At 62.5% G+C, this 22,259-nt stretch carries 20 protein-coding genes; 15 read left to right on the forward strand and 5 right to left on the reverse strand.

The window, feature by feature from the left end:
- Positions 1–45 precede the first annotated feature (45 nt).
- Positions 46–540 (reverse strand): ureidoglycolate lyase, encoded by a 495-nt coding sequence (locus tag ACGYLX_RS04720; RefSeq protein ID WP_394447609.1) that lies wholly within the window; start codon positions 538–540, stop codon positions 46–48.
- On the reverse strand, positions 537–1,946 hold the full coding sequence (gene puuE, locus ACGYLX_RS04725; RefSeq protein WP_168613020.1) for an allantoinase PuuE: 1,410 nt from the start codon (positions 1,944–1,946) through the stop codon (positions 537–539). The genes ACGYLX_RS04720 and puuE overlap by 4 nt, the downstream gene beginning before the upstream one ends.
- 139 nt (positions 1,947–2,085) lie before the next feature.
- On the opposite strand from puuE, the gene uraH reads away from it, so the two are divergent.
- Positions 2,086–2,439 (forward strand): hydroxyisourate hydrolase, encoded by a 354-nt coding sequence (gene uraH / locus ACGYLX_RS04730; protein ID WP_394447611.1) that lies wholly within the window; start codon positions 2,086–2,088, stop codon positions 2,437–2,439.
- Here the strand turns inward: uraH and ACGYLX_RS04735 are convergent.
- Positions 2,436–3,341, reverse strand: a complete 906-nt coding sequence (locus tag ACGYLX_RS04735) for a LysR family transcriptional regulator (RefSeq protein ID WP_394447613.1) — start codon at positions 3,339–3,341, stop codon at positions 2,436–2,438. The genes uraH and ACGYLX_RS04735 overlap by 4 nt on opposite strands.
- Positions 3,342–3,437: 96 nt before the next feature.
- On the opposite strand from ACGYLX_RS04735, the gene ACGYLX_RS04740 reads away from it, so the two are divergent.
- Positions 3,438–4,697, forward strand: a complete 1,260-nt coding sequence (locus ACGYLX_RS04740; RefSeq protein WP_168613207.1) for a urate hydroxylase PuuD — start codon at positions 3,438–3,440, stop codon at positions 4,695–4,697.
- 8 nt (positions 4,698–4,705) lie between these two features.
- Here ACGYLX_RS04740 and ACGYLX_RS04745 read toward each other — a convergent pair whose 3' ends face one another.
- A complete protein-coding gene (locus ACGYLX_RS04745; RefSeq protein WP_168613206.1) occupies positions 4,706–5,653 on the reverse strand; it encodes an MBL fold metallo-hydrolase in 948 nt (315 codons plus the stop codon).
- Complete coding sequence (locus ACGYLX_RS04750) at positions 5,650–6,567, reverse strand: MBL fold metallo-hydrolase (RefSeq protein ID WP_394447616.1); 918 nt, start codon at positions 6,565–6,567, stop codon at positions 5,650–5,652. The genes ACGYLX_RS04745 and ACGYLX_RS04750 overlap by 4 nt, the downstream gene beginning before the upstream one ends.
- A gap of 193 nt (positions 6,568–6,760) precedes the next feature.
- Between ACGYLX_RS04750 and ACGYLX_RS04755 the strand changes: the two genes are divergently transcribed.
- The 13 genes from ACGYLX_RS04755 to ccoP all read left to right on the forward strand — a co-directional run bounded on the left by ACGYLX_RS04755 (position 6,761) and on the right by ccoP (position 22,228).
- Positions 6,761–7,822: a methionine ABC transporter ATP-binding protein gene (locus tag ACGYLX_RS04755; protein ID WP_168613205.1), complete on the forward strand. Its 1,062-nt coding sequence runs from the start codon at positions 6,761–6,763 to the stop codon at positions 7,820–7,822.
- Positions 7,812–8,486, forward strand: a complete 675-nt coding sequence (locus ACGYLX_RS04760; protein WP_168613204.1) for a methionine ABC transporter permease — start codon at positions 7,812–7,814, stop codon at positions 8,484–8,486. Before ACGYLX_RS04755 ends, ACGYLX_RS04760 begins: the two co-directional genes overlap by 11 nt.
- 41 nt (positions 8,487–8,527) lie before the next feature.
- On the forward strand, positions 8,528–9,304 hold the full coding sequence (locus ACGYLX_RS04765; RefSeq protein WP_394447619.1) for a MetQ/NlpA family ABC transporter substrate-binding protein: 777 nt from the start codon (positions 8,528–8,530) through the stop codon (positions 9,302–9,304).
- A gap of 413 nt (positions 9,305–9,717) precedes the next feature.
- Positions 9,718–10,710, forward strand: a complete 993-nt coding sequence (locus ACGYLX_RS04770) for an ABC transporter substrate-binding protein (protein ID WP_168613496.1) — start codon at positions 9,718–9,720, stop codon at positions 10,708–10,710.
- A 103-nt stretch (positions 10,711–10,813) separates the two neighbouring features.
- A complete protein-coding gene (locus tag ACGYLX_RS04775; RefSeq protein WP_067266249.1) occupies positions 10,814–11,617 on the forward strand; it encodes a taurine ABC transporter ATP-binding protein in 804 nt (267 codons plus the stop codon).
- Positions 11,617–12,882: an ABC transporter permease gene (locus ACGYLX_RS04780; protein WP_394448091.1), complete on the forward strand. Its 1,266-nt coding sequence runs from the start codon at positions 11,617–11,619 to the stop codon at positions 12,880–12,882. The genes ACGYLX_RS04775 and ACGYLX_RS04780 overlap by 1 nt, the downstream gene beginning before the upstream one ends.
- 88 nt (positions 12,883–12,970) lie before the next feature.
- On the forward strand, positions 12,971–13,558 hold the full coding sequence (locus ACGYLX_RS04785; protein ID WP_168613585.1) for an XRE family transcriptional regulator: 588 nt from the start codon (positions 12,971–12,973) through the stop codon (positions 13,556–13,558).
- Between the two features lie 89 nt (positions 13,559–13,647).
- Entirely contained in the window at positions 13,648–16,110 is a 2,463-nt protein-coding gene (locus tag ACGYLX_RS04790) for an FAD-dependent oxidoreductase (RefSeq protein WP_394447621.1), read from the forward strand.
- A 1-nt stretch (position 16,111) separates the two neighbouring features.
- A complete protein-coding gene (locus tag ACGYLX_RS04795; RefSeq protein ID WP_168613301.1) occupies positions 16,112–18,559 on the forward strand; it encodes an FAD-dependent oxidoreductase in 2,448 nt (815 codons plus the stop codon).
- Positions 18,560–18,677: 118 nt separating this feature from the next.
- A complete protein-coding gene (ccoN, locus tag ACGYLX_RS04800) occupies positions 18,678–20,288 on the forward strand; it encodes a cytochrome-c oxidase, cbb3-type subunit I (RefSeq protein ID WP_271687301.1) in 1,611 nt (536 codons plus the stop codon).
- A gap of 5 nt (positions 20,289–20,293) precedes the next feature.
- Positions 20,294–21,130 carry a cytochrome-c oxidase, cbb3-type subunit II gene (gene ccoO / locus ACGYLX_RS04805; protein ID WP_394447623.1) on the forward strand — a complete coding sequence of 279 codons (837 nt, stop codon included), beginning with the start codon at positions 20,294–20,296 and terminating at the stop codon, positions 21,128–21,130.
- 10 nt (positions 21,131–21,140) lie between these two features.
- Positions 21,141–21,329, forward strand: coding sequence for a cbb3-type cytochrome c oxidase subunit 3 (locus ACGYLX_RS04810; RefSeq protein WP_136720504.1), 189 nt, complete (start codon positions 21,141–21,143; stop codon positions 21,327–21,329).
- The gene (ccoP, locus tag ACGYLX_RS04815) at positions 21,326–22,228 is read left to right on the forward strand and encodes a cytochrome-c oxidase, cbb3-type subunit III (RefSeq protein ID WP_394447625.1); all 903 of its coding nucleotides are present in this window, start codon (positions 21,326–21,328) and stop codon (positions 22,226–22,228) included. Before ACGYLX_RS04810 ends, ccoP begins: the two co-directional genes overlap by 4 nt.
- Positions 22,229–22,259: the final 31 nt, after the last annotated feature.

Here is a 22,259-nt window from a genome sequence, read left to right on the forward strand (position 1 = left end):
CCTATTGACCGATCCCGTCTGCCGCTTCTGATGAGGGCATGACGGTTAATCCTTGGCTGCGACCACCTCCCACGGCTGATCGAACCAATGTTCTTCCAAATTGTCGCCTGCGCCGATCCGGTCGACCACGGCGAAAAGACCGGGGGCGCTCAGCGGGCAGCAAACCGCGTGCCATGTATTGCGGCGGTAGTTCACGCCTTGACCGGGGCCTGCGAGAAACGCCTGCAGGGGGCCGGGGCGGCCCGCGTCATCGGGGGCCACGACCACGAGATAGGGGTTTTGGTGCATCGGCAGAAAAGCCTGCGCGCCAAGCGGATGCCGCTCGACCATCTCAAGGCTGAAGGGCAGGGCGCGCGGCTCTGCTTTAAAGATGCTGATGCCCGCGCGGCCCCCGCCAAAGTCGAGATCGGCCAGATCGTGATGCCGCTCGCAAAGCCCTTGGTTGATGATTTTGTCGGGCGCGCCGCGCACTTCCAGCACCTCGCCGAAGGGGGCGAAAGCCTCGGCGGTGAGGGGCTGGAGCAGGATCTGTCTGCTCATGGCAGCAGGTCTTTCAGACGCAGCTGCGCAATCCGTTCGACTTGGCGGCAGGCCTCGGCAAACTCGGTGTCGCGGTCACTGTCGATGCGGCGCTTGAAAGCGGCGAGGATGCCCGCCTTGTCGTGATCGCGCACGGCGATGATGAAGGGGAAGCCGTGTTTCTCGACATAGCGGTCGTTCAATTGGGTAAAGGCTTCCCGCTCTTCATCCGTCAGCGCATCCAGCCCCGCAGTTGCCTGTTCCGAGGTGCTCTCAGCCGTCAGCCGCTTGGCCTGCGCCAGTTTGCCCGCCAGATCGGGGTGGGCTTGCAGCACGCTGAGGCGCTGCGCATCTGAGGCGGAGCGGAAGACCCGCGCCAGAGCATTGTGCAGGCCGACGGCGGTGTCATGGCCCGCGCCCAGTTCCAGCGCATGGGCGCCCTCGGCAATCCAAGGCGAATGCTCAAAAATGCTGCCGTATTTGGCGACGAAAGTCTCGCGGTCCATCTGGCTGGGGCGCGCGCGGCGCTGGTGCGGATGGGTGGCGGCCCAGTGATCCGCGATTTGCTCACGGGTGGCGAACCAAACGCCCTCATGGCTTTGGGCGTAGTCGATGAACTGCCGCAGCGCCTCGACCCGACCGGGGCGGCCGATTAGGCGGCAGTGCAACCCGACCGAGAGCATCTTCGGCGCGCCCTCGGCCCCTTCGCGGTAAAGCGCGTCGAAACTGGCTTTGAGGTAGTCAAAGAACTGCGCGCCCGCGTTGAACCCCTGCGGCGTGGCGAAACGCATGTCGTTTGCGTCGAGCGTATAGGGCACGATCAACTGGTCGCGGTCACCGACCTCCATCCAATAGGGCAGATCATCGGCATAGGCGTCGGCCACATAGGCGAACTGCCCGGTCTCTGCCGCAAGGCGCAGTGTGTTCTCGGACGAGCGCCCACAGTAAAAGCCGCGCGGCGCTTGGCCGGTCACTTCGGTATGCAGGCGGATCGCCTCGGCGATGGCCGCGCGCTCTGCGTCTTCTGCCATGTCCTTGTGTTCGATCCATTTCAGACCGTGGGTCGCCATCTCCCAGCCTGCGTCGATCATCGCGGCGACCTGCACGGGCGAGCGCGCCAGCGCCGTGGCGACGCCATAGACCGTGACGGGCAGGTCTTTCATCAAACGGTGCAGCCGCCAGAACCCGGCGCGGGCGCCGTATTCATAGATCGATTCCATATTGGCATGACGCTGGCCCGGCCATTGCGCGGCGCCGACGATCTCGGACAGGAACGCTTCTGATGCCGCATCCCCATGCAGGATGTTGTTCTCACCGCCTTCTTCGTAGTTCAGCACCAGCTGCACGGCGATCTTCGCACCACCGGGCCATTGTGCATCTGGGGGGGTCGGGCCGTAACCCTGCATGTCGCGGGGGTAGCGAGTCATGTCGTTCTCCTTCTGTCGTTCTCTGTCTAGACCGGAAGGTCTTGGATTGCTTTCAATTAATTCCTGAAAGACTATCGTGAAAAGGGTACTTTCGCTCGGGCGCGGCGCGGGCGATCAAGGGTTAAGCACGGAGGGTATGATGACAGGCTATCTGACAACACATGTATTGGACACCGCGCGCGGCTGCCCGGCGGCGGGGCTGAAGATCGACCTCTATCGTCTGGAGGGCGAGACGCGGACCCATCTGCGCAGCCTCACCACCAATGCCGATGGCCGCACCGATGAGCAGATCCTGCCCGCGGCGGAGTTCCAGACCGGCACCTATGAGCTGCTGTTCCACTGCGGCGATTACCTTGATGCGCAGGGCGTCCCGGCAAAGGAACCGCGCTTTCTGGATGTCGTCCCGCTTCGGTTCGGCATGTCTGAGGCCGCGCATTATCATGTGCCGCTGCTGCTCTCGCCCTTCGGCTATTCCACCTATCGGGGCAGCTAGACCTTTAGCGCGTCTTCCATCCGCGCGATCATGAAGTCCATGAAAAGCCTTGTTTTCGGGTCTTGATGGCGGCGATGGGTGTAAAGGCAGGCCATCTGAACGGGCAGGGGCGGCGTGTCTTCCACGACCCGCACCAAAGCGCCGCTTTGCAGATGTTCGGCGATCTCGAAGATCGGTTTCATGGCGATGCCCGCGCCGGCCAGCGCCCAATCGGTCAGCACATCGCCGTCATCACTCTCAAACCGCCCGCGCACGTCGTATTTCACCGCCCCTTCAGGGCCTTGTAGCTGCCATCGAAATTCGGTCGCGCCGGGAAAGCGCAGGTTGAGGCAATTGTGCTGGCCGCGGTCGATCTCGGCCCCCGAGCGGGGATGCCCATGCGCCGCGACATAGGCCGGGCTGGCGCAGAGCACGCGCTCGCAATCGGCCACCTTGCGGATCCGTAGTGTGGAATCCTGCGGACGGCCCAGAAAAAAGGCCACGTCCAGCCCTTCGGCGGTGAGATCGAGCTTACGGTCGCTGAGGCGCAGCCGCAGATCGACGAGCGGATAGGCTTCTGCAAAGGCAGGCACATGCGGCGCGATCAGCCGCCGCCCGACGCCCAAGGGGGCCGCCACATGCAGCGTGCCGCGCGGGTTGTCGGTGACGTCTTCGATGCCCGCCTCCGCCTCGGCCACGGAGGCGAGGATCTTGCAGGCCCCGTCATAGAAAATCCGCCCCTGTTCGGTGGCCGACAGGCTGCGTGTGGTGCGTTGAAACAAACGCACGCCCAGATGCCCCTCCAACTGCGTGATCCGCGCCGAGGCCACTGCAGGCGAGACCCGCTGGTCGCGCGCCGCCGCCGACATGCTGCCAAGCTCGTAGACGCGCACGAAGGTGCGGATGTTGTCGAAATAGGACATTTATCGGGAACTTTTGATAGAGTTTAGGGAATGCCAAATCTAGCGGTAAAATCCGCGATTGAATAGTCTGCCCGGTGAATCATCCGGAGAGACCTCATGCACGACTTAGCCATCATCTGGGACTGGATCGGATTTGCCATCCGCTGGGTGCATGTCATCACCGCCATGGCATGGATCGGCGCGTCCTTCTACTTCATCGCGCTGGACCTCGGCCTGCGCAAGGTGCCGCATCTGCCCGCCGGCGCCTTCGGCGAGGAATGGCAGGTCCATGGCGGCGGTTTCTACCATATCCAGAAGTACCTCGTGGCGCCGGAAAACATGCCCGAGCACTTGATCTGGCACAAATGGCAGAGCTATTCGACGTGGCTGTCGGGGGCCGCGCTCTTGATGGTCGTCTATTGGGCGGGCGCGGAGCTCTACCTGATCGATCCGGCCAAGGCGGACCTCTCGGTCTTCCAAGGCATCCTGATCTCGGCGGGTTCGCTGACGCTGGGCTGGCTGATCTACGACTTCCTGTGCAAATCGCAGCTCGGCAACCGGCCCACGGTGCTGATGCTGCTCTTGTTCGTGCTGCTGGTGGCGATGGCCTGGGGCTACAACCAGGTTTTCACGGGCCGCGCGGCACTGCTGCATCTGGGGGCATTTACTGCCACGATCATGACGGCGAATGTGTTTTTCATCATCATGCCGAACCAACGCATCGTGGTGAAGGACCTGCAAGAGGGTCGCACGCCGGACGCGAAATACGGCAAGATCGCCAAGCTGCGCTCGACCCACAACAACTACCTGACGCTGCCGGTCATCTTCCTGATGCTTAGCAACCACTACCCGCTGGCTTTCGCGACCGAGTACAACTGGTTGATCGCCGCGCTGGTCTTCCTGATGGGGGTGACGATCCGCCATTACTTCAACACCATGCATGCCACCGGCAAGGGCCCGCATTGGACATGGGGCGTGACCGCGCTTTTGTTCGTGGCGATCATGTGGCTCTCGACCGCGCCCCTGATGCAAGACGATATCGAAGCGGCAGAGGCCCGCGCCCTGACAGAGACAGAGCAGCTTTTCGCCAGCGCCGAGGGGTTTGACGAGGTGGCCAATATCGTGCCGGGGCGTTGCGCCATGTGCCATGCGCGCGAGCCGTTCTACGACGGTATCCACCGCGCGCCCAAGGGGTTGCTGCTTGAAACACCCGCGGACATCGCCCGCGCCGCGCGGCAGATCTATCTGCAAGCGGGGGTGACCAATGCCATGCCCCCTGCCAATGTGTCCTTCATGGAGGAAGAAGAGCGCCGCAAGATCATGCGCTGGTATCGCGACGGGGCCGCATCACAGCCCTTCAGCCTTGCGGGGAAGTAGCGGGCGCGCTACTCGAACTCCATCTGCTCGAACACGCGGCCTGCGTTTTTTGTCGCCAATTCCTCGAAAGTATCAAGCCCCGCATAGGGCGATTGATCTACATAGTAAGCCTCGGCCAGACCGCCGCCCGCCTCCAGATGGGCGGCGATCTGCGCGCGGAGGTAGAGCAGATAATCCCGCGTGAAGCGACGGACCTGCGCCATATTGGTCGGATGCCCGTGACCGGGGATCACATAACGCGCCTCCAGCGGCTCAAACGCGGTTTCCCAAGTCTCGATCCATTCGGCGGTCATCGTGTCGGAAAAGATCGGCAGCATGCGCTCGTGAAAGGCCATGTCGCCCGAGATCACGAGGCTCTGCTTCGGCAGCCAGATCACGATATCGCCGGGGCTATGAGCCGGGCCGAGGTGGCGGGCCTCGATGCGGAAATCGCCCATCTCGACGATATATTCCTCCTCGAAGGTCTCGGTTGGCAGTTGCACCTCCGTCCCCTCGGCCCGGTCGCGGTTGTAGCGCTGCATGGCCTCCAGAATGCTGCCGCCAAAGCGCTCCACTTCATGCGCGGCGTCTGCATGCGCGACGATCGGCACGCCTTGCTCAGCCCAGTAACCGTTGCCCAGAACCGCGTGACCCTGACCGTTCTCGTTAAAGACCAGTTTGACCGGCTCATCGGTCACGGCCTTAATCTCATCATGCAGTGCCGCGGCCAGCCCATAGGCCGCGCCGTCGTTAATTACGACAACGCCTTGGCCGGTCACGATGAAGCTTAGGTTATTGTTATGGCCCGCGTTTTCGTAAGTGGGCGGGGCCGTCGCTCCGATGGCCGAAAAGACGCCGGGAATGACTTCATAGGGTTTGTCGTAGAGCAGGGAGCCGTGGTATTTATCGGCGATATCCTCGCTGGCCATGGCGTGCGAGCCGAGCAGAAGGGCGGCGGCGTAAATCAGGTGCTTCATTGCGCGGCCCCCAGAAAACGATAGCCTTCGCCACTCCGTTCGACGCGGCCCAATCCGCCCTGCGGCAAGTGGAAGCCCATCAGCCAGATTTTCTCCTGCACCAGCCGATCGAGCAAACGCTGCCGGGTGCTCGCGCCTTGCTCGGGGTCTTGGTCCGATCCGCTGGCCCAGCCCGGGCGGGCAAAGGCAAGATGGTGGTTGCCAATGGCGTCGCCGCCGATCAACAGCGCATCACCGCCCGTACCCAGAAGGAAGGACATATGCCCGGGCGTATGGCCGAAACTCGCCTGCGCCGTGATGCCGGGCAGCACTTCGTCCCCGTCGGCAAAATGGCTTACCCGATCCTCGATCGCGGCCAGTCGCCGCGCGGCCCCCACGGCAAAGGCGGCGCGGGCCGGGCCAATCCGGTCCACCGTCGCCGGATCGCGCCAATAGTCCCATTCGACTTGGCCCATATGGTAGCGCGCATTGGGAATGACCAGATCGTCGAAATCGTCCAGCACGCCCCACAGGTGGTCGGGGTGGCCATGGGTAAAGACCACATCGGTCACCGCCTCCGGCGCGACGCCTGCGGCATCAAGGCTGTCGAGCAGCGACCCGGCGGAGGGCATGAAGGCAGGGCCCGCGCCCGCGTCAAAGAGGATCACACGCTCGCCATTGCGCAAAAGCGTTAGGTTGCAGGGCGGCTCCAACTGGTCTTGCGGCAGGTCGAAGGGCGCCAAAGCCTCCGCCAGTGCGTCTTGCGGCAAACCTTCGAAGAAAAAGCTGCGCGGCAGCACCAGATTGCCGTCGCTTACGCTGATGAACTCATAGCCGCCGATCTGGGCCGAGGTCATCGCGAAGGCGCGCAGCGGCGTTTGGGCGAGGGCGGCAGCCCCCATTCCGGCCAGCACCATCCGTCTGTTAATCTTCATCTGCTCCCCTCCCATCATTCATTCCGATTCGTGAATATAATCATCCCCATCGGTTTGCGGCACAAGGGGCGAATGCGGCTGTGAGAGATAGGCCCGAGAAACAAGGCAGCTATGCATGATCATCCCTTGCATCGCCCGCAGGGGTTCTATCTACGGGGGCACCACTCGAAACCCACCCCGATCCGGACGGAAAATGACTGATATCACTACAGAAGGCGCCTCGATCGCCTTTGACAAGGTCGGCAAGGCCTTTACCAAAGCGGGCGGTGCGACCGTGAACGCGCTCGAAGGGATTTCCCTCGACGTGGCGCCCGGCTCCATCACCGGGATTATCGGGCGTTCGGGGGCGGGCAAGTCGACCCTGCTGCGTATGGTCAACGGGTTGGAGCATCCGACGACCGGCAAAGTGCTGGTCGGGGGTGAGGATGTTGGCAGCGCCAAGGGCGGCAAGCTGCGCGCGATCCGCCGTGACGTTGGCATGATTTTTCAACACTTTAACCTGCTGTCTTCACGCACTGTGGCGGGCAATATCGCCCTGCCGCTCGAAGTGGCGGGAATGCCGAGCGCGCAGATCAAGCCGCGGGTGGCCGACCTGATCGACCGTGTCGGTCTCAGCGCGCAGGCGGGGCGCTATCCGGCGGAGCTTTCGGGTGGGCAGAAACAGCGTATCGGCATCGCGCGGGCTTTGGCCACCGGACCGAAGGTGCTGCTGTCGGATGAGGCGACATCGGCGCTCGACCCTGAGACGACCCAAACGGTTCTGGCACTGCTGAAAGACATCAACCGCGATCTGGGGCTGACGATCCTGCTGATCACCCATGAGATGGCTGTGGTGCGCGACATCGCGAGCCATGTGGCCGTGATCGACGCGGGCCGCATCGTGGAGCATGGGGAGACCTATGACATCTTCACCGCGCCGCAACATGCGACGACGCGGTCTTTCCTGTCGGGCGTGACGGGCGTCACCCTGCCTGCCTTCGTCAAAGACCGCCTGACCCAAACCCCGCCCGCGGCAGGGGGCGAAGAGGTCATCCGCGTCACCTTTGCGGGCACCCATGCCACCGATCCGATGCTGGCGCGATTGACGCAAGAGATGGGCATTCCGGTCAATATTCTTGCCGGTGCGGTGGAAGAGATCGGCACGCGGCCCTTCGGCAACCTGCTGGTGTCGATGCCCGTGGCGCAGGCCGCCCAAGCGCGGGCGTTTTTGGAACAACACGGGCTTCTGACGGAGGTGCTGGGCTATGTCGGCTAACCTGATTAACCTATTGATCGAGGCCACGGGGCAAACGCTTTACATGGTCGCAATCTCGGCCATCCTCGGCACCGTTTTCGGCCTGCCGCTGGGGTTGTTTCTGGCCACCTCGCAGCGCGGCGAACTGCTGTCGTCCCCATGGGTGAACAAGGTGCTGGGGTTGGTGGTGAACGCCACGCGTTCCGTGCCGTTCATCATTCTGGTCGTGGCGATCATCCCATTTACCCGCATGATCGCGGGCACCTCGATCGGCACCACGGCGGCGATCGTGCCGCTGACGATTGCGACCGTGCCTTTCATCGCCCGTCTGGTGGAAAACGCGATCCGCGAAGTCGATTCCGGCTTGATCGAAGCCGCCCGCGCCATGGGCGCGACGCCGCTGCAAATCATCCGCAAGGTGCTACTGCCCGAGGCGCTGCCGAGCATCACACTGGGCCTCACCCTCGCTATCGTTAGCCTGATCGGCTATTCTGCCATGGTCGGCGCCGTGGGCGGCGAGGGGCTGGGTGATCTGGGTATCCGTTATGGATATCAACGGTTTATGCCCGACGTCATGGCGATCGTCGTGATCATTCTTATCGTATTGGTGCAGCTTGTGCAGTCCATTGGTGAGCGTATTGCCAGCGCCGTGGACAAACGGGCCACCAAAAGCGGCGGCCAATAGACCGCGCCTTACTTCCGCTCTCTCAATCTAAGGAGACTACTATGCTTCGTCTTACAACACTCACCTCCGTTCTGGCGTTGATGGCCACCGGCCTTGCCGCCGAAGAAATCAAGGTCGGTGTGTCCCCCGGCGAACACGCCGAGATCATGGAAGAGGTCGCCCGCATCGCGGAGCCTATGGGGCTTGAGATCGACGTGGTCGAATTCTCTGACTATGTGGTGCCGAACCAAGCACTCGCCGATGGCGACATTCAGGCGAACTCTTTCCAGCACGTGCCCTATCTCGAAGCGCAGATGAAAGACCGCGGCTTTGAGCTGAGCGTGGTCGGCAACACGATCACCACCCCGATGGGCGTCTATTCCGACAAGATCACCGATCTTGCCGATCTCGAAGAAGGCGCGACATTCGGCATTCCGAACGATCCCACGAACGGTGGCCGCGCGCTGTTGGTTCTGCAAGAACTCGGGTTGATCAAAGTCGATGAGGCCGCAGGTCTGGTGCCGACCGTCCTCGACATCATAGAGAACCCCAAAGACCTGTCCTTCAAAGAACTCGACGCCGCGCAACTGCCGCGTTCGCTGGCCGATCTGGATGCGGCTTTGATCAACACCAACTACGCGATTGCCTCGGGCCTCAGCCCCAAGGAAGATTCCATCGCGATGGAAAGCGCCGAGAACCCCTATGTGAACGTCATCGCCGTCCGCAAGGGCGACGAGGAAGCGGCATGGGTTGAGACATTGCTCAAGGCCTATCACTCCGATGAGATCAAAACCTTCATCGATGAAAGCTATCAGGGCACGGTCATCACCTCCTGGTAAGCGCTTGTTCTAGAAGCGTATTGATAGACTTGACCCGCGCCCGCGCGGGTCAAGAGCGCCCCGGCCCGGGCCGGGGCATTCCGATTGGTTAAGGCTCCCCTAATCATTGGGTCGAGGCTGACGGTCAGCTAAAACCCTTAAATTTCTGTTTAGAAATTCCGCGTAGTTCTCGCAGACAACGCGCGCTCTGGCGTATTTTCTACGCATACTTCTTAACATTGAAATTATGTTGCGCTGCGTCGTGAGAAAATTGTTGAAAAGTTCAATTCCGCCCGTATCGTGAAATCGTGAGGGATTTTTTCACATGACCCGGGGCTTGCCCTTCCTGATGTCTGACAGGGCCGATGGTCGCGATCCATGTGAACGGGAGTTCGACTGCAAGCCGCGACCATAACAAACCAAGGGAGACTATCATGAAGACCGTGAAACTGATGGGCACCGCCGCCAGCCTGCTTGTGCTGGGGGTCAGCCAATCCGCCGCGCAGGATCTGACCGTTGGGTATTTCCTCGAATGGCCGATGCCGTTCCAATACGCCAAGGCGGAGGGGATGTATGACGAAGCGCTCGGCACGACGGTGAATTGGGTGAGCTTCGATTCCGGCACCGCCATGTCGGCGGCGATGGCCTCGGGGGATGTGCAGTTGTCGCTCAGCCAAGGCGTGCCGCCCTTCGTGGTCGCCACTTCGGCGGGGCAAGACCTGCAAATTCTCGATGTCGCGGTCAGCTATTCCGAGAATGACAATTGCGTCGTGCGCGAGGCGCTGGAGATCGACAAATCCTCTGCCGAGGAACTGACGGGCAAGAAGGTCGCGGTGCCGCTCGGTACAGCTGCGCATTACGGTTTTCTAAAACAAATGAACCACTTCGACGTCGATGTTGGATCGCTCGACGTGGTGGATATGGCGCCGCCAGATGGGGCCGCGGCCATCGCACAGGGATCGGTCGATATGGCCTGCGGCTGGGGTGGATCGCTGCGCCGGATGATGGAACATGGCAATATCCTTTTGACCGGCGCGGAGAAGGAAGAGCTGGGCATTCTCGTCTTCGACGTCACTTCCGGCCCGGCCTCTTGGGTGGCCGAGAACTCCGACACGGTCGCGGCCTTCTTGAGCGTGACGGCCGAGGCAAATGCGATGTGGGCGGATGAGGCCAACCGCGACAAGATGCTGCCCGTCATCGCCAAGGACGCCGGTATGGACGAAGACGCCACGATGGAAACCATCGCGACCTTCTCCTTCCCTTCGGTCGATGAGCAAATGGGTGAGAAATGGCTCGGCGGGGGCGCGCAGGAGTTTATGAAAGGCGTGGCCGATGTCTTTGTCGAAGCAGGCGCGATCGACGGTGCGCTCGACAGCTATGAAGACGCGGTGAACACCGGCCCGCTGCAAGCCGCGAGCGATATGTAAGCCAAGCGGCGCAAAAATAGGCCGCCCCGTTGCAGCCCGGTGCCTGATTGCGAGGGACCGGGCAGATGGGGCGCGCCGATAAACGAATATGCAGCGGGGCGGCATGTCGGGATTGAAAATCGAAAACCTGTCGATGCGGTTTGATCTGCCCAATGGCAGTCATGTGCAGGCGCTTGAGGACGTATCGCTTGATCTTGCGGAGGGGGAGTTGATGTCGGTCCTCGGCCCCTCGGGCTGTGGCAAGACGACGCTGCTCAATATCGTGGCGGGTTTCCTTGCCCCCAGTTCGGGCGAGATCGTGATGAACGGCCATAGCGTCACCGGGCCGGATGCCGAGCGTGGCATGGTCTTTCAACAGGGCGCGCTCTTTGAGTGGATGTCAGTGCGTGAAAACGTGAGTTTTGGTCCGCGCATGAAGGGGCAGGGCGAAAAGCAATACGGGGCCGAGGTTGACCATTTGCTCGATATCGTCGGGCTGGGCGATTTCAAGGAAAAGGCGATCTACGAACTCTCTGGCGGGATGCAGCAGCGGGTGGCGCTGGCGCGTTGTCTGGCGAATGACCCCGATGTGATCTTGATGGACGAACCCTTGGGCGCGCTGGATGCGCTGACCCGCGAAAAAATGCAAAGCCTCGTGCTGAAACTGTGGAAAGAGACCGGCAAGACCATCATCTTGATCACCCATTCGGTCGAAGAGGCGCTGCTGCTTGGCGAGCGGCTTTTGGTCATGGCGCCGCGCCCGGGGCGCATTCACCGCGAATACCGTCTGCCCTTTGCCGATCTGGGCGTGGGGCAAGACCTGCGTGAGGTCAAGAAACACCCGGAATTCGCCGAAAGGCGCGAGGAGATCCTCGGCATGATCTGGGACATGGAGGAAGAGATCATGGGCCGGACGGAGGAGGCATGATGTTGATCCTGCTTATTTATATCGTCATCTTCGCGCTTTCCTTCTTCCTTGTCCGTCTGGTTGTCGATCAGACCGCCAGCGGTTTCGCGGCGCGTAAAACGGTAACCTTTGGCGACGAAAGCGCGGTGACGTCGAACCGCACCGCCAGCGTGATTTCGATCCTGACGATCTTCTTGCTGTGGGGCGCCTTCACCGGCTCATCCCTGCTGCCCCGGTTTTTACATGCGCCCGGCCCGTTTGAGGGGCTGGCCGAGCTGACCTATACTGCCGAGGCCGATGACGGCTCCCGCGATGACGGCACGATCACGGTGCTGGTGCATCCGGTGGGCGAAGACGCCGAGACGCCGCAAGTCGATCCCGGCGAAGGCTGGGCCAAGAATGACGCTTTCACCATCGGCGCTTGGCGCTCGGGGCTGTTGCGTGTTGATAAGAATGACGAGAAGGGCCGCGATCTCGGGCACCGGGTTGTTGCCGTGAACGGGCAGAAGATCGCGCCCGGTGGCGAGGTGCAGACCGAGTTTGGCCGTGTGGGCATGTCGCCCAAGGGCACGCTGAACTTCGAGCCTGCCAAGGGTTGGCAGATGGAGCCGATCTGGCTGCCGCCCCCCGAAGCCGTGGTCTCCCGCCTTGCTGAAATCTCAAGCCAAGGCTACCGCGACAGCACCCTGTGGGAGCATCTGGGCTATTCGCTGTTCCGCGTGGTGGTGGGGTTCGCTCTTGGGGCGCTGGTGGGCATTCCGCTGGGCTATGCCATGGGGCTGTCGGGCTGGTTTCGGGGCTGGTTCGATCCGATTGTCGAATTCATGCGCCCGGTGCCGCCGCTCGCGCTGATCCCGCTGGTGATCATCTGGGCGGGGATCGGGGAGGTGGGCAAGATCATCCTGCTGTTCCTCGCGGCGCTGTGGATCATGGCCATTGCTGCGCGGTCGGGCGTGTCGGGGGTGAATATCACCAAGGTCCATGCGGCTTATTCTCTGGGCGCCTCCAAGGCGCAGATCATGCGCCATGTCATCGTGCCAAACTCACTGCCCGAGATCTTTACCGGCGCGCGGGTGGCGATGGGGGTCTGCTGGGGCACGGTGGTCGCCGCCGAACTGGTCGCGGCAGAGAAGGGGGCGGGGATGATGATCATGGTCGCCTCCAAATTCCAACTGACTGATATCGTGCTCATGGGGATCATCCTGATCGGCATCATCGGTTTCGGCATCGACATGCTGATGCGCAAGGCTGAGCGGTTGCTGGTGCCTTGGAAAGGGCGGTCTTAACCCCGCCCGTCACCCTTCGTTTTCAAGGAAAAACACTTGCCAGACGCCGAATTCCGCGCCACAGTGAAAAAATGGAGAGAATTTTCACATGACCCGAGCGAAGACGTACGGGGCCGGGGGCACGAGCCCACGCTCACTCGGTGCGGATTTGCGCGCGATCCGCAAGGGGCGGAAACTGACGCTTGCGGATATGGCCGAGGCGTTGGACCGTTCGGTTGGCTGGGTCAGTCAGGTCGAACGCGATATCTCGACCCCCTCCATCGCCGATCTGCGGCGCATGGCCGAGATTTTGGACGTGCCGATTTCCCTGCTTTTCGGCGAGGCGACAGTGACCTCCGAAGAGCGCGGCTATGTCGTGCGGGCCGGGGCGCGGCGGGCCATGGGCAGTGCCGCCAATGGGCTGACGGAAGAACTGCTTTCGCCCGATCTGACCGACAGTTTCGAAGTGATCCATTCGACCTTTGCGGCCTATTCGGGGCTGGAAGCGCCGGTGAAGCGGGAGACGCAAGAGGTCGGCTTCGTCATCTCGGGCCGGTTGAACCTCACGATTGCCGACCGCCGCTTTACCGTTGGCCCCGGCGACAGCTTTCGCATTCGCGGCGAATATTACACTTGGGACAACCCGCACGACACGCCCGCCGTGGTGGTCTGGGTGATCTCTCCGCCGGTTTACTGAACCGGGTTTTCATCAATTTAAAAGAACTGCAACTGACCGGGGGCGCCTCTGGCCAGCCCTTTGGCGGTGCATGGCGATAGGAGGTGCGTGTGGCTGATTTTCCGACAACGGCACGGGTTGTGATCATCGGGGGCGGGGTGGTTGGGGTCTCGACCCTATACCACCTTGCCCGCGCGGGCTGGACCGATTGCGTCTTGCTTGAGAAGAACGAACTGACGGCAGGCTCCACTTGGCACGCGGCGGGCAATTGCCCGAATTTCTCGAACTCTTGGGCCGTGATGAACATGCAGCGCTACGGGCTTGAGATGTACCGCAGTTTGGGCGGGGAGGTGGGCTATCCGATCAATTACCATGTCACCGGGGCGCTGCGGCTCGCGCATAGTCGGGAGAGGATGCAGGAGTTTGAACATGTCGCCTCCATGGCCCGCGCGCAGGGGCTGGGGATGGAGATGTGCACCCCAGCCGAATTGAAGGAACACAACCCTTTCATAGAGTTGCACGATCTGGCGGGCGGGCTGTGGGATCCCTTGGATGGGGACATCGACCCGGCGCAGCTGACCCAAGCCCTTGCCAAAGGCGCGCGAGAGGCGGGCGCGGCGATCCATCGTTTCACCCCCGCGACCGGGATAGACCGCGAAGGGGATGAATGGATCGTCCATACCGATAAGGGCGCGATCCGCTGCGAGAAGGTGGTCAACGCTGCTGGCTACTACGCGCAACGGGTGGGCGAATGGTTCCGCCCACATGGGGGCCGCCAAGTGCCTGCGGTGGTGATGAGCCATCAGTATTTCCTGACCGAGGAAATCCCCGAGCTTGCCGCTTGGACCGCCGAGAAGGGCCATAAGATGCCAATGGTCCGCGATGTGGACAGTTCCTACTACCTGCGGCAGGACAAGAACGGGCTGAACCTCGGCCCCTATGAGCGCAACTGCAAGGCGCATTGGATCACCCCTGACGATCCGATGCCCGAGGATTTCAGTTTTCAGCTTTATCCCGACGATCTGGATCGGCTGGAATGGTATATTGAAGACGCCATGGCGCGGATGCCGCTGTTGGGCCAGAGCGGTGTGGGGCGGGTGATCAACGGGCCGATCCCCTATGCGCCCGATGGGCTGCCGATGCTGGGCCCGATGCCCGGCGTGCCAAACGCTTTCGAGGCGCATAGCTTTACCTTTGGTATCGCGCAGGGCGGCGGCGCGGGCAAGGTCATGGCCGAATGGATCACGCAAGGTGAAACGGAGTGGGACATGTGGGATGTCGACCCGCGCCGCTACACCGCCCATGCCGATCACGACTTTACCCTCGCTAAGGCGCTTGAGACCTATGGCCATGAATATGCGATGCATTTTCCGCATCACGCATGGCATGCCGGGCGCGATAAGAAGCTGTCAACGCTGCACGACCGTCTGTGCGACGCGGGCGGTCAGATGGGGGCCTACAACGGGTGGGAGCGGGCGAATTATTTCGCCAAACCCGGTGATAACACCTCAGAGTCCGCGACCCAGACATGGGACCGGGATGGCCCATGGGCGGCGCGGATTCGTGAGGAGGTCGCGGCGGTGCGCGACGATGTGGGCGTGCTCGATCTGCCGGGGTTCTCGCGGTTCGCGCTTGCGGGGCCGGGGGCGGCGGAATGGCTGAGGGGGCGGATCGCGGGCGCGCTTCCCAAGGTCGGGCGGATGACGCTGGGCTATTTCCCCGACAGCCGGGGCCGGGCGCTGACCGAGATGTCGATCCTGCGCCATGCGGAGGATGACTTCACCCTGATCACCGCCGCGCCCGCGCAATGGCATGACTATGAATTGCTGCGCGATGCGCTGCCCCAAGAGGGTGAGATCGGCCTGACGGATCGAACCGATGCCGTCTCGACCCTGATCCTGTGCGGCCCGAAATCCCGCGCCCTGCTGGCGCCGCTTGCTCCGGAGGCCGATCTGGCGCTGCCGTGGCTCAGCCATCAAGAGGCGTCGGTAAAGGGCAAGCCAGCGCTGCTCGCCCGGGTCTGTTTCGCGGGCGAGTTGGGCTGGGAAATCCACGCGGCCCCCGAAGACATGCCGGCGATCTATGATGCGGTCATCGCGGGCGGGGCCAGGCCCTTTGGGATGTTCGCGCTCAATTCCATGCGGCTGGAAAAAGGCTACCGGACGTGGAAGGGCGATCTGTCGCAGGAGTATACCTTGCTGGAGGCCGGCTTGGACCGTTTCCTCCGCCTCGACAAGCCGGAGGCATTTCCAGGAAAGGAGGCGCTGATCGCCGAACGGGACGCAGGGCCACAGCGCCGCTTCGTGACGCTGGTGGTTGAAGGCAACCCGCAAGATGCGCCGCCGATGGCCACGCTGCGCCTGAAGGGAGATGCCGTGGGCGAGGTGACGAGTGGCGGCTATGGCTACCGGGTTGATGCCTCCATCGCCCTCGGCGTCGTGCGGGCCGAGGCTGCGGTGCCGGGCACCGAACTCACGGTCGAAATCTATGGGCAAAGCTACCGCGCTACGGTGCAGCCCGACGGCCCTCTCTGGGACAGCGAAAATGCGCGTATCCGCGCGCAGGAGGCCTGAGATGGTACAGCTTCCTACCAAAGCCCGCGCGGTGATTATCGGCGGTGGCGTGATCGGCTGTTCGGTCGCCTATCATCTGACAAAGCTCGGCTGGACCGATGTGGTACTGCTGGAGCGCAAACAACTGACCTCCGGCACCACATGGCACGCGGCGGGGCTGATCGCGCAGCTGCGCGCGACGCAGAACATGACGCGGCTGGCGGCATACTCCCAAGAACTCTACGGCGCGTTGGAGGGGGAAACCGGGGTCGCCACCGGGTTCAAGCGCGTGGGCTCGATCACCGCCGCCCTGACGCCTGCGCGGCGCGAGGAGATCCTGCGGCAGGCCGCCATGGCCCGCGCCTTTGGCGTCGAGGTCGAAGAGATCACGCCTGAAGAGGTGCGCGCGAAATACCCCCATGTGGAGACCAAAGGCATGACCGGCGCGGTCTATCTGCCGAAAGACGGTCAGGGCGATCCGGCCAATATCGCGCTGGCCTTGGCCAAGGGCGCCCGGGCGCGTGGCGCGGTGGTGGCCGAGCGGGTCAAGGCGACGGGGGTCACCCGCGCGGGGCGTCGGATCACCGCGGTGGATTGGGCCCGGGAGGATGGCAGCACGGGCCGGATCGAGGCCGAACATGTCATCAATTGCGCGGGCATGTGGGGGCAGGACGTCGGCCGGATGCTGGGCAGCAACGTGCCGCTGCAAGCCTGTGAGCATTTCTATATCGTCACCGAGGCCGTGCCGGGCTTGCACGAGTTGCCGGTGCTGCGCATCCCCGATGAATACGCCTATTACAAAGAGGATGCGGGGAAGATCCTGCTCGGCGCTTTCGAACCCGTCGCCAAACCATGGGCGCTGGACGGCATCCCCGAAAATTTCGAGTTCGATCAATTGCCCGAAGATTTCGACCATTTCGAGCCGATCCTCGAGATGGCGGTCAAACGGCTGCCGCTGCTCGCGGAGGCGGGAATTCATACCTTTTTCAACGGCCCCGAAAGCTTCACCCCCGACGATGCCTATCACCTTGGCCAAGCACCCGAGATGGACAATGTCTGGGTCGCCGCCGGGTTCAACTCCATCGGCATTCAATCGGCAGGCGGGGCGGGCATGGCGCTGGCGCAGTGGATGGAGGGCGGGCAGAAACCCTTTGATCTGGGCGATGTGGACATCGCGCGGATGCAGCCGTTTCAGGGCAACAAGACCTATCTGGCAGAACGGTCGACCGAAACGCTGGGGCTGCTCTATGCCGATCACTTCCCCTACCGCCAAAAGGCCACCGCGCGGGGCATCCGGCGCAGCCCGCTCCATGCGCATCTGCTGGAGCATGGCGCGGTCATGGGCGAATTCGCAGGCTGGGAACGGGCCAATTGGTTCGCTGATCCCGGGCAGCCGCGCGAATATCGCTATGGCTGGGGCCGGCAGAATTGGTTCGACAATCAAGCCGCCGAACATGCCGCCATCCGCGCGGGCGTGGGGCTTTACGATATGTCGTCTTTCGGCAAAATCCGCGTCGAGGGGCCAGAGGCCGAAGCTTTCATGAACCACGTCTGCGGCGCGCAGATGGCGGTGCCGGTGGGCAAGATCGTCTACACTCAGTTCCTCAACCCTCGCGGCGGGATCGAGGCGGATGTCACCGTGACCCGGCTGAGCGAGACCGCCTATCTTGTCGTCACTCCGGCAGCGACGCGGCTGGCGGATGAGACATGGCTGCGCCGCCACGCAGGCAACCGGATGGTGGTGATCACCGATGTGACAGCGGGTGAGGCGGTGCTCGCGATTATGGGGCCGAAGGCGCGGGAGGTCTTGCAGGCCGTTTCCCCCAATGACTTCTCAAATGACACCCATCCCTTTGGCATGGCGCGCGAAATCGAGATCGGCATGGGCCTCGCCCGGGCGCATCGGGTGTCCTATGTGGGCGAACTGGGCTGGGAGCTTTACGTCAGCGCCGAGATGGCAGGCCATGTCTTTGAGGCGCTGATGGAAGCGGGCGCGGCCTTTGGCCTGAAACTTTGCGGTCTGCATGCGATGGACAGTTGCCGGATCGAAAAGGGCTTTCGCCACTTCGGCCATGACATCACCTGCGAGGATCATGTGCTGGAGGCGGGCTTGGGCTTTGCGGTGAAGACCGACAAGCCCGATTTCATCGGCCGCGACGCGGTGCTGCGCAAAAAGGAAGAGGGGTTGAAACTGCGGATGCTGCAATTCCGCCTGACGGACCCCGAGCCATTGCTCTACCACGCTGAACCGATCCTACGGGAGGGGGCCATCGTGGGCTATCTCACCTCAGGCAACTATGGCCATCACTTAGGGGGTGCGATCGGGCTGGGCTATGTGCCCTGCGCGGGCGAAAGCCCCGCCGATCTGCTTGCCTCGACCTATGAGATCGACGTGGCGGGCCGCCGGATCAAGGCCGAGGCTAGTTTGAAACCGATGTATGACCCCAGCGGGGCCCGGTCCAAAAGCTAGGCCGTCGCCTTACGAAAAACGCCCCCTTCGCAGGCTTATCGCCCCGGCTTTGACATAGATCAAAGCGGCGGCTTGGGGCTCATGCGATCCGTCTCCCAAAGATGAAGGGATTCGGAATATGTTCGATACGCTCAAGTTGATCGTGCTTGCGCTTATAGTGTTCTTTGCAGCACTCGGGGCGGATTGGGCGCGCGATCCGGCTTATATGGTTCACGCCCTGCTGGTCATGTTGGTGGCCGCTGGGTTGTTTTTCTGGCAATTGCGCCGGATGCCTGTCGAGGACGCGGCGCCGGTCGCGCCTGCGCCGCCGCAGGGCTATATGGATGGCCCCATTCGCTATGGCGTCATCGCCACCGCCTTTTGGGGCGTGGTGGGATTTTTGGTCGGCACCTTCATCGCCTTCCAACTGGCCTTTCCGGCGCTGAACATCGACTGGGCACAGCCCTATGCCAACTTTGGCCGGTTGCGCCCGCTGCACACCAGCGCGGTGATCTTCGCCTTTGGCGGCAATGCCCTGATCGCCACGTCTTTCTACATCGTGCAGCGCACCTCTTCGGCGCGGCTCTGGGGTGGGAACGCGGCTTGGTTCGTCTTTTGGGGCTATCAGCTCTTTATCGTTCTGGCGGCCACGGGCTATCTGCTGGGGGCGACCCAGTCCAAAGAATATGCCGAGCCGGAATGGTACGTCGACATCTGGCTCACCATCGTCTGGCTGGTCTACCTCGCCGTCTTCTTCGGCACGATCCTGAAGCGGCGTGAGCGGCATATCTATGTCGCCAATTGGTTCTTTCTGGCCTTCATCATCACCGTGGCGATGCTGCATGTGGTCAATAACCTCGCCATCCCGGTCTCGATCTGGGGCTCCAAATCAGTGCAGGTCTTTGCCGGTGTGCAGGATGCGATGACGCAGTGGTGGTACGGCCATAACGCCGTGGGCTTCTTCCTGACCGCGGGTTTCCTCGGCATGATGTATTACTTCGTGCCGAAACAGGCGGGGCGTCCGGTCTATAGCTACAAACTGTCAATCATCCACTTCTGGGCGCTGATCTTTCTGTATATCTGGGCCGGTCCGCACCACTTGCACTATACCGCCTTGCCCGATTGGGCGGCGACGCTGGGGATGGTGTTCTCGATCATCCTGTGGATGCCAAGCTGGGGCGGCATGATCAACGGGCTGATGACGCTCGAAGGCGCGTGGGACAAGATCCGCACCGATCCGATCATCCGCATGTTCGTGGCCTCGCTCGCTTTCTACGGGATGTCCACCTTCGAAGGGCCAATGATGTCGATCCGCGCGGTGAACAGCCTCAGCCACTACACCGACTGGACCATCGGCCATGTGCATTCCGGCGCGCTTGGTTGGAACGGGCTTATCACCTTTGGCGCGCTCTACTTCCTCACCCCGCGGCTCTGGGGCCGGGCGCAGATGCACTCCATGGCGGCGATCAACCTGCACTTCTGGCTCGCGACCCTTGGGATCGTGCTCTACGCCGCGTCGATGTGGGTCTCGGGCATCATGGAGGGGCTGATGTGGCGTGAGGTCGATGCCAATGGCTTCCTCGTCAACAGCTTTGCCGACACCGTCGAAGCGAAATTCCTGATGTATGTGGTCCGTGGTCTGGGCGGGGTTCTCTACCTCGCGGGGGGTGCGGTGATGGTCTGGAACATGTGGATGACCATCCGCGCCCCGCAAGCCCGCCCCGTCACCGTCGCCCTGCCAGCGGAGTAAGATCAATGGCCAAGAACCCCCACAGCCCCAATTATGACCCCGCAGACGACCCGAAGGTGGTGACCGCCAGCGAAGGGATGAAAAAGGGCAAAATTCCCAACGAACTGCCGCCCGAGACGGAGGCGATCACCTTTCACCAGCGGTTCGAGCGCAACGCGACGCTGCTGCTGATCGCCTCGCTCGGGGTGGTGAGCATCGGCGGCATCATTGAAATCGCGCCGCTGTTCTGGCTGGAGAACACGATCGAGAAGGTCGAGGGCATGCGCCCCTATTCGCCGCTGGAACTGGCCGGGCGCGAGATCTATGTGCGCGAGGGCTGCTATGTCTGCCACAGTCAGATGATCCGCCCGATGCGCGATGAGACGGAGCGCTATGGCCACTACAGTCTCGCCGCCGAGTCGATGTATGACCACCCGTTTCAATGGGGTTCCAAACGCACCGGTCCCGATCTGGCGCGGGTCGGCGGGCGCTATTCGGATGAGTGGCATGTCGATCACCTGATGGACCCGCAATCGGTGGTGCCGGAAAGCATCATGCCGAAATACGCGTTTCTGATGGACGCCAAACTTGAGCCTGAGGATGTGATCGATCTGGTCGCCACCCACCGCACGGTCGGCGTGCCCTATAGCGATGAGATGATCGCGAATGTCCGTGGCGACTTCCGGGTGCAAGTCGACCCTTTCGGCGATTACGATGGGCTGCTGGAACGCTACCCCGGCGCGCAGGTGCGCAACTTCGACGGCCAGCCGGGGGTGAGCGAGATGGATGCCCTGATCGCCTATTTGCAAATGCTCGGAACGCTGGTCGATTTCTCGACCTTCGTGCCTGACGCCAGCCGCTAAGGAGGCCGCAATGGACACCTATTCTTTCCTGCGTGAACTGGCCGATAGCTGGGCGCTGTTGATCCTGACGCTGATCTTTCTGGGCGTCATTGCTTGGGCCTTTCGCCCCGGCTCGCGCGCCCTGCACGACGATGCCGCCGCCGTCCCGTTTCGCAACGACGACCCCGATCAAGCCCGCAATGACGGAGCCCGCACATGACCGATAAACGCAAGATCGACCCCGCCACCGGGACCGAGACCACAGGCCACAGTTGGGACGGGATCGAAGAGCTGAACACGCCGCTGCCGCGCTGGTGGCTCTGGACCTTTTACGCAACGGTCGTCTGGGGCGTGATCTATACCATCCTTTATCCCGCCTGGCCGATGGTCTCAGGCGCGACGGCGGGGCTGCTCGGCTATTCTACCCGTGGCGAAGTCGCTGCCGAGATTGCGCGGGTGGACCTGTCGAATGCTGACCTGACCGAAAGTCTCGTCAACGTCGATCTGGGGGTGCTGAAGGACAACGAAGAACTTCAGCGTTTCGCGACACAGGCCGGGCGCTCGGTCTTTGCGGCCAATTGCTCGCAATGCCACGGCGCGGGGGCAGGGGGTGTGGTGGCCTCGGGCTATCCGAACCTTTTGGACGATGACTGGCTCTGGGGCGGCACGATGGAGGAGATCGCCTATACCGTGCGCCATGGCATCCGCAACGAGGATGACCCCGACGCGCGTTTCTCGGAGATGCCGCCGTTTGATTGGATGGAGGAGGCCGAGCTCGACGCCACCGTGCATTTCGTGCGCAGCCTTTCGGGGCTTGAGCATGACGCTGGCGCGGCGCAGGCGGGGGCAGAGGTCTATGCCGACAACTGTAGTGCCTGCCATGGGGAGCGCGGCCTTGGCGACCGTGAGATGGGCGCGCCCAACCTTGCCGATGCGATCTGGCTGCGCGGCGGCAGTCATGAGGCGATCCTGCGGCAACTCAAAGCGCCGCGCATGGGGGTGATGCCGCCGTGGCAGGCCCGTCTGGGCGAGGCCGAGGTGCGCGCCGTGACTGCCTATGTCCACGGTCTGGGCGGCGGTGAGGCCGCGGTCGATGCCGAGGGCGCTGCCGCCGACTAAACCGGTACGACAAATAATCTGCGGATTGATG

The organism is Sulfitobacter sp. 1A13496 (assembly GCF_043557225.1).
GTDB classification, from domain to species: Bacteria; Pseudomonadota; Alphaproteobacteria; order Rhodobacterales; family Rhodobacteraceae; genus Sulfitobacter; species Sulfitobacter faviae.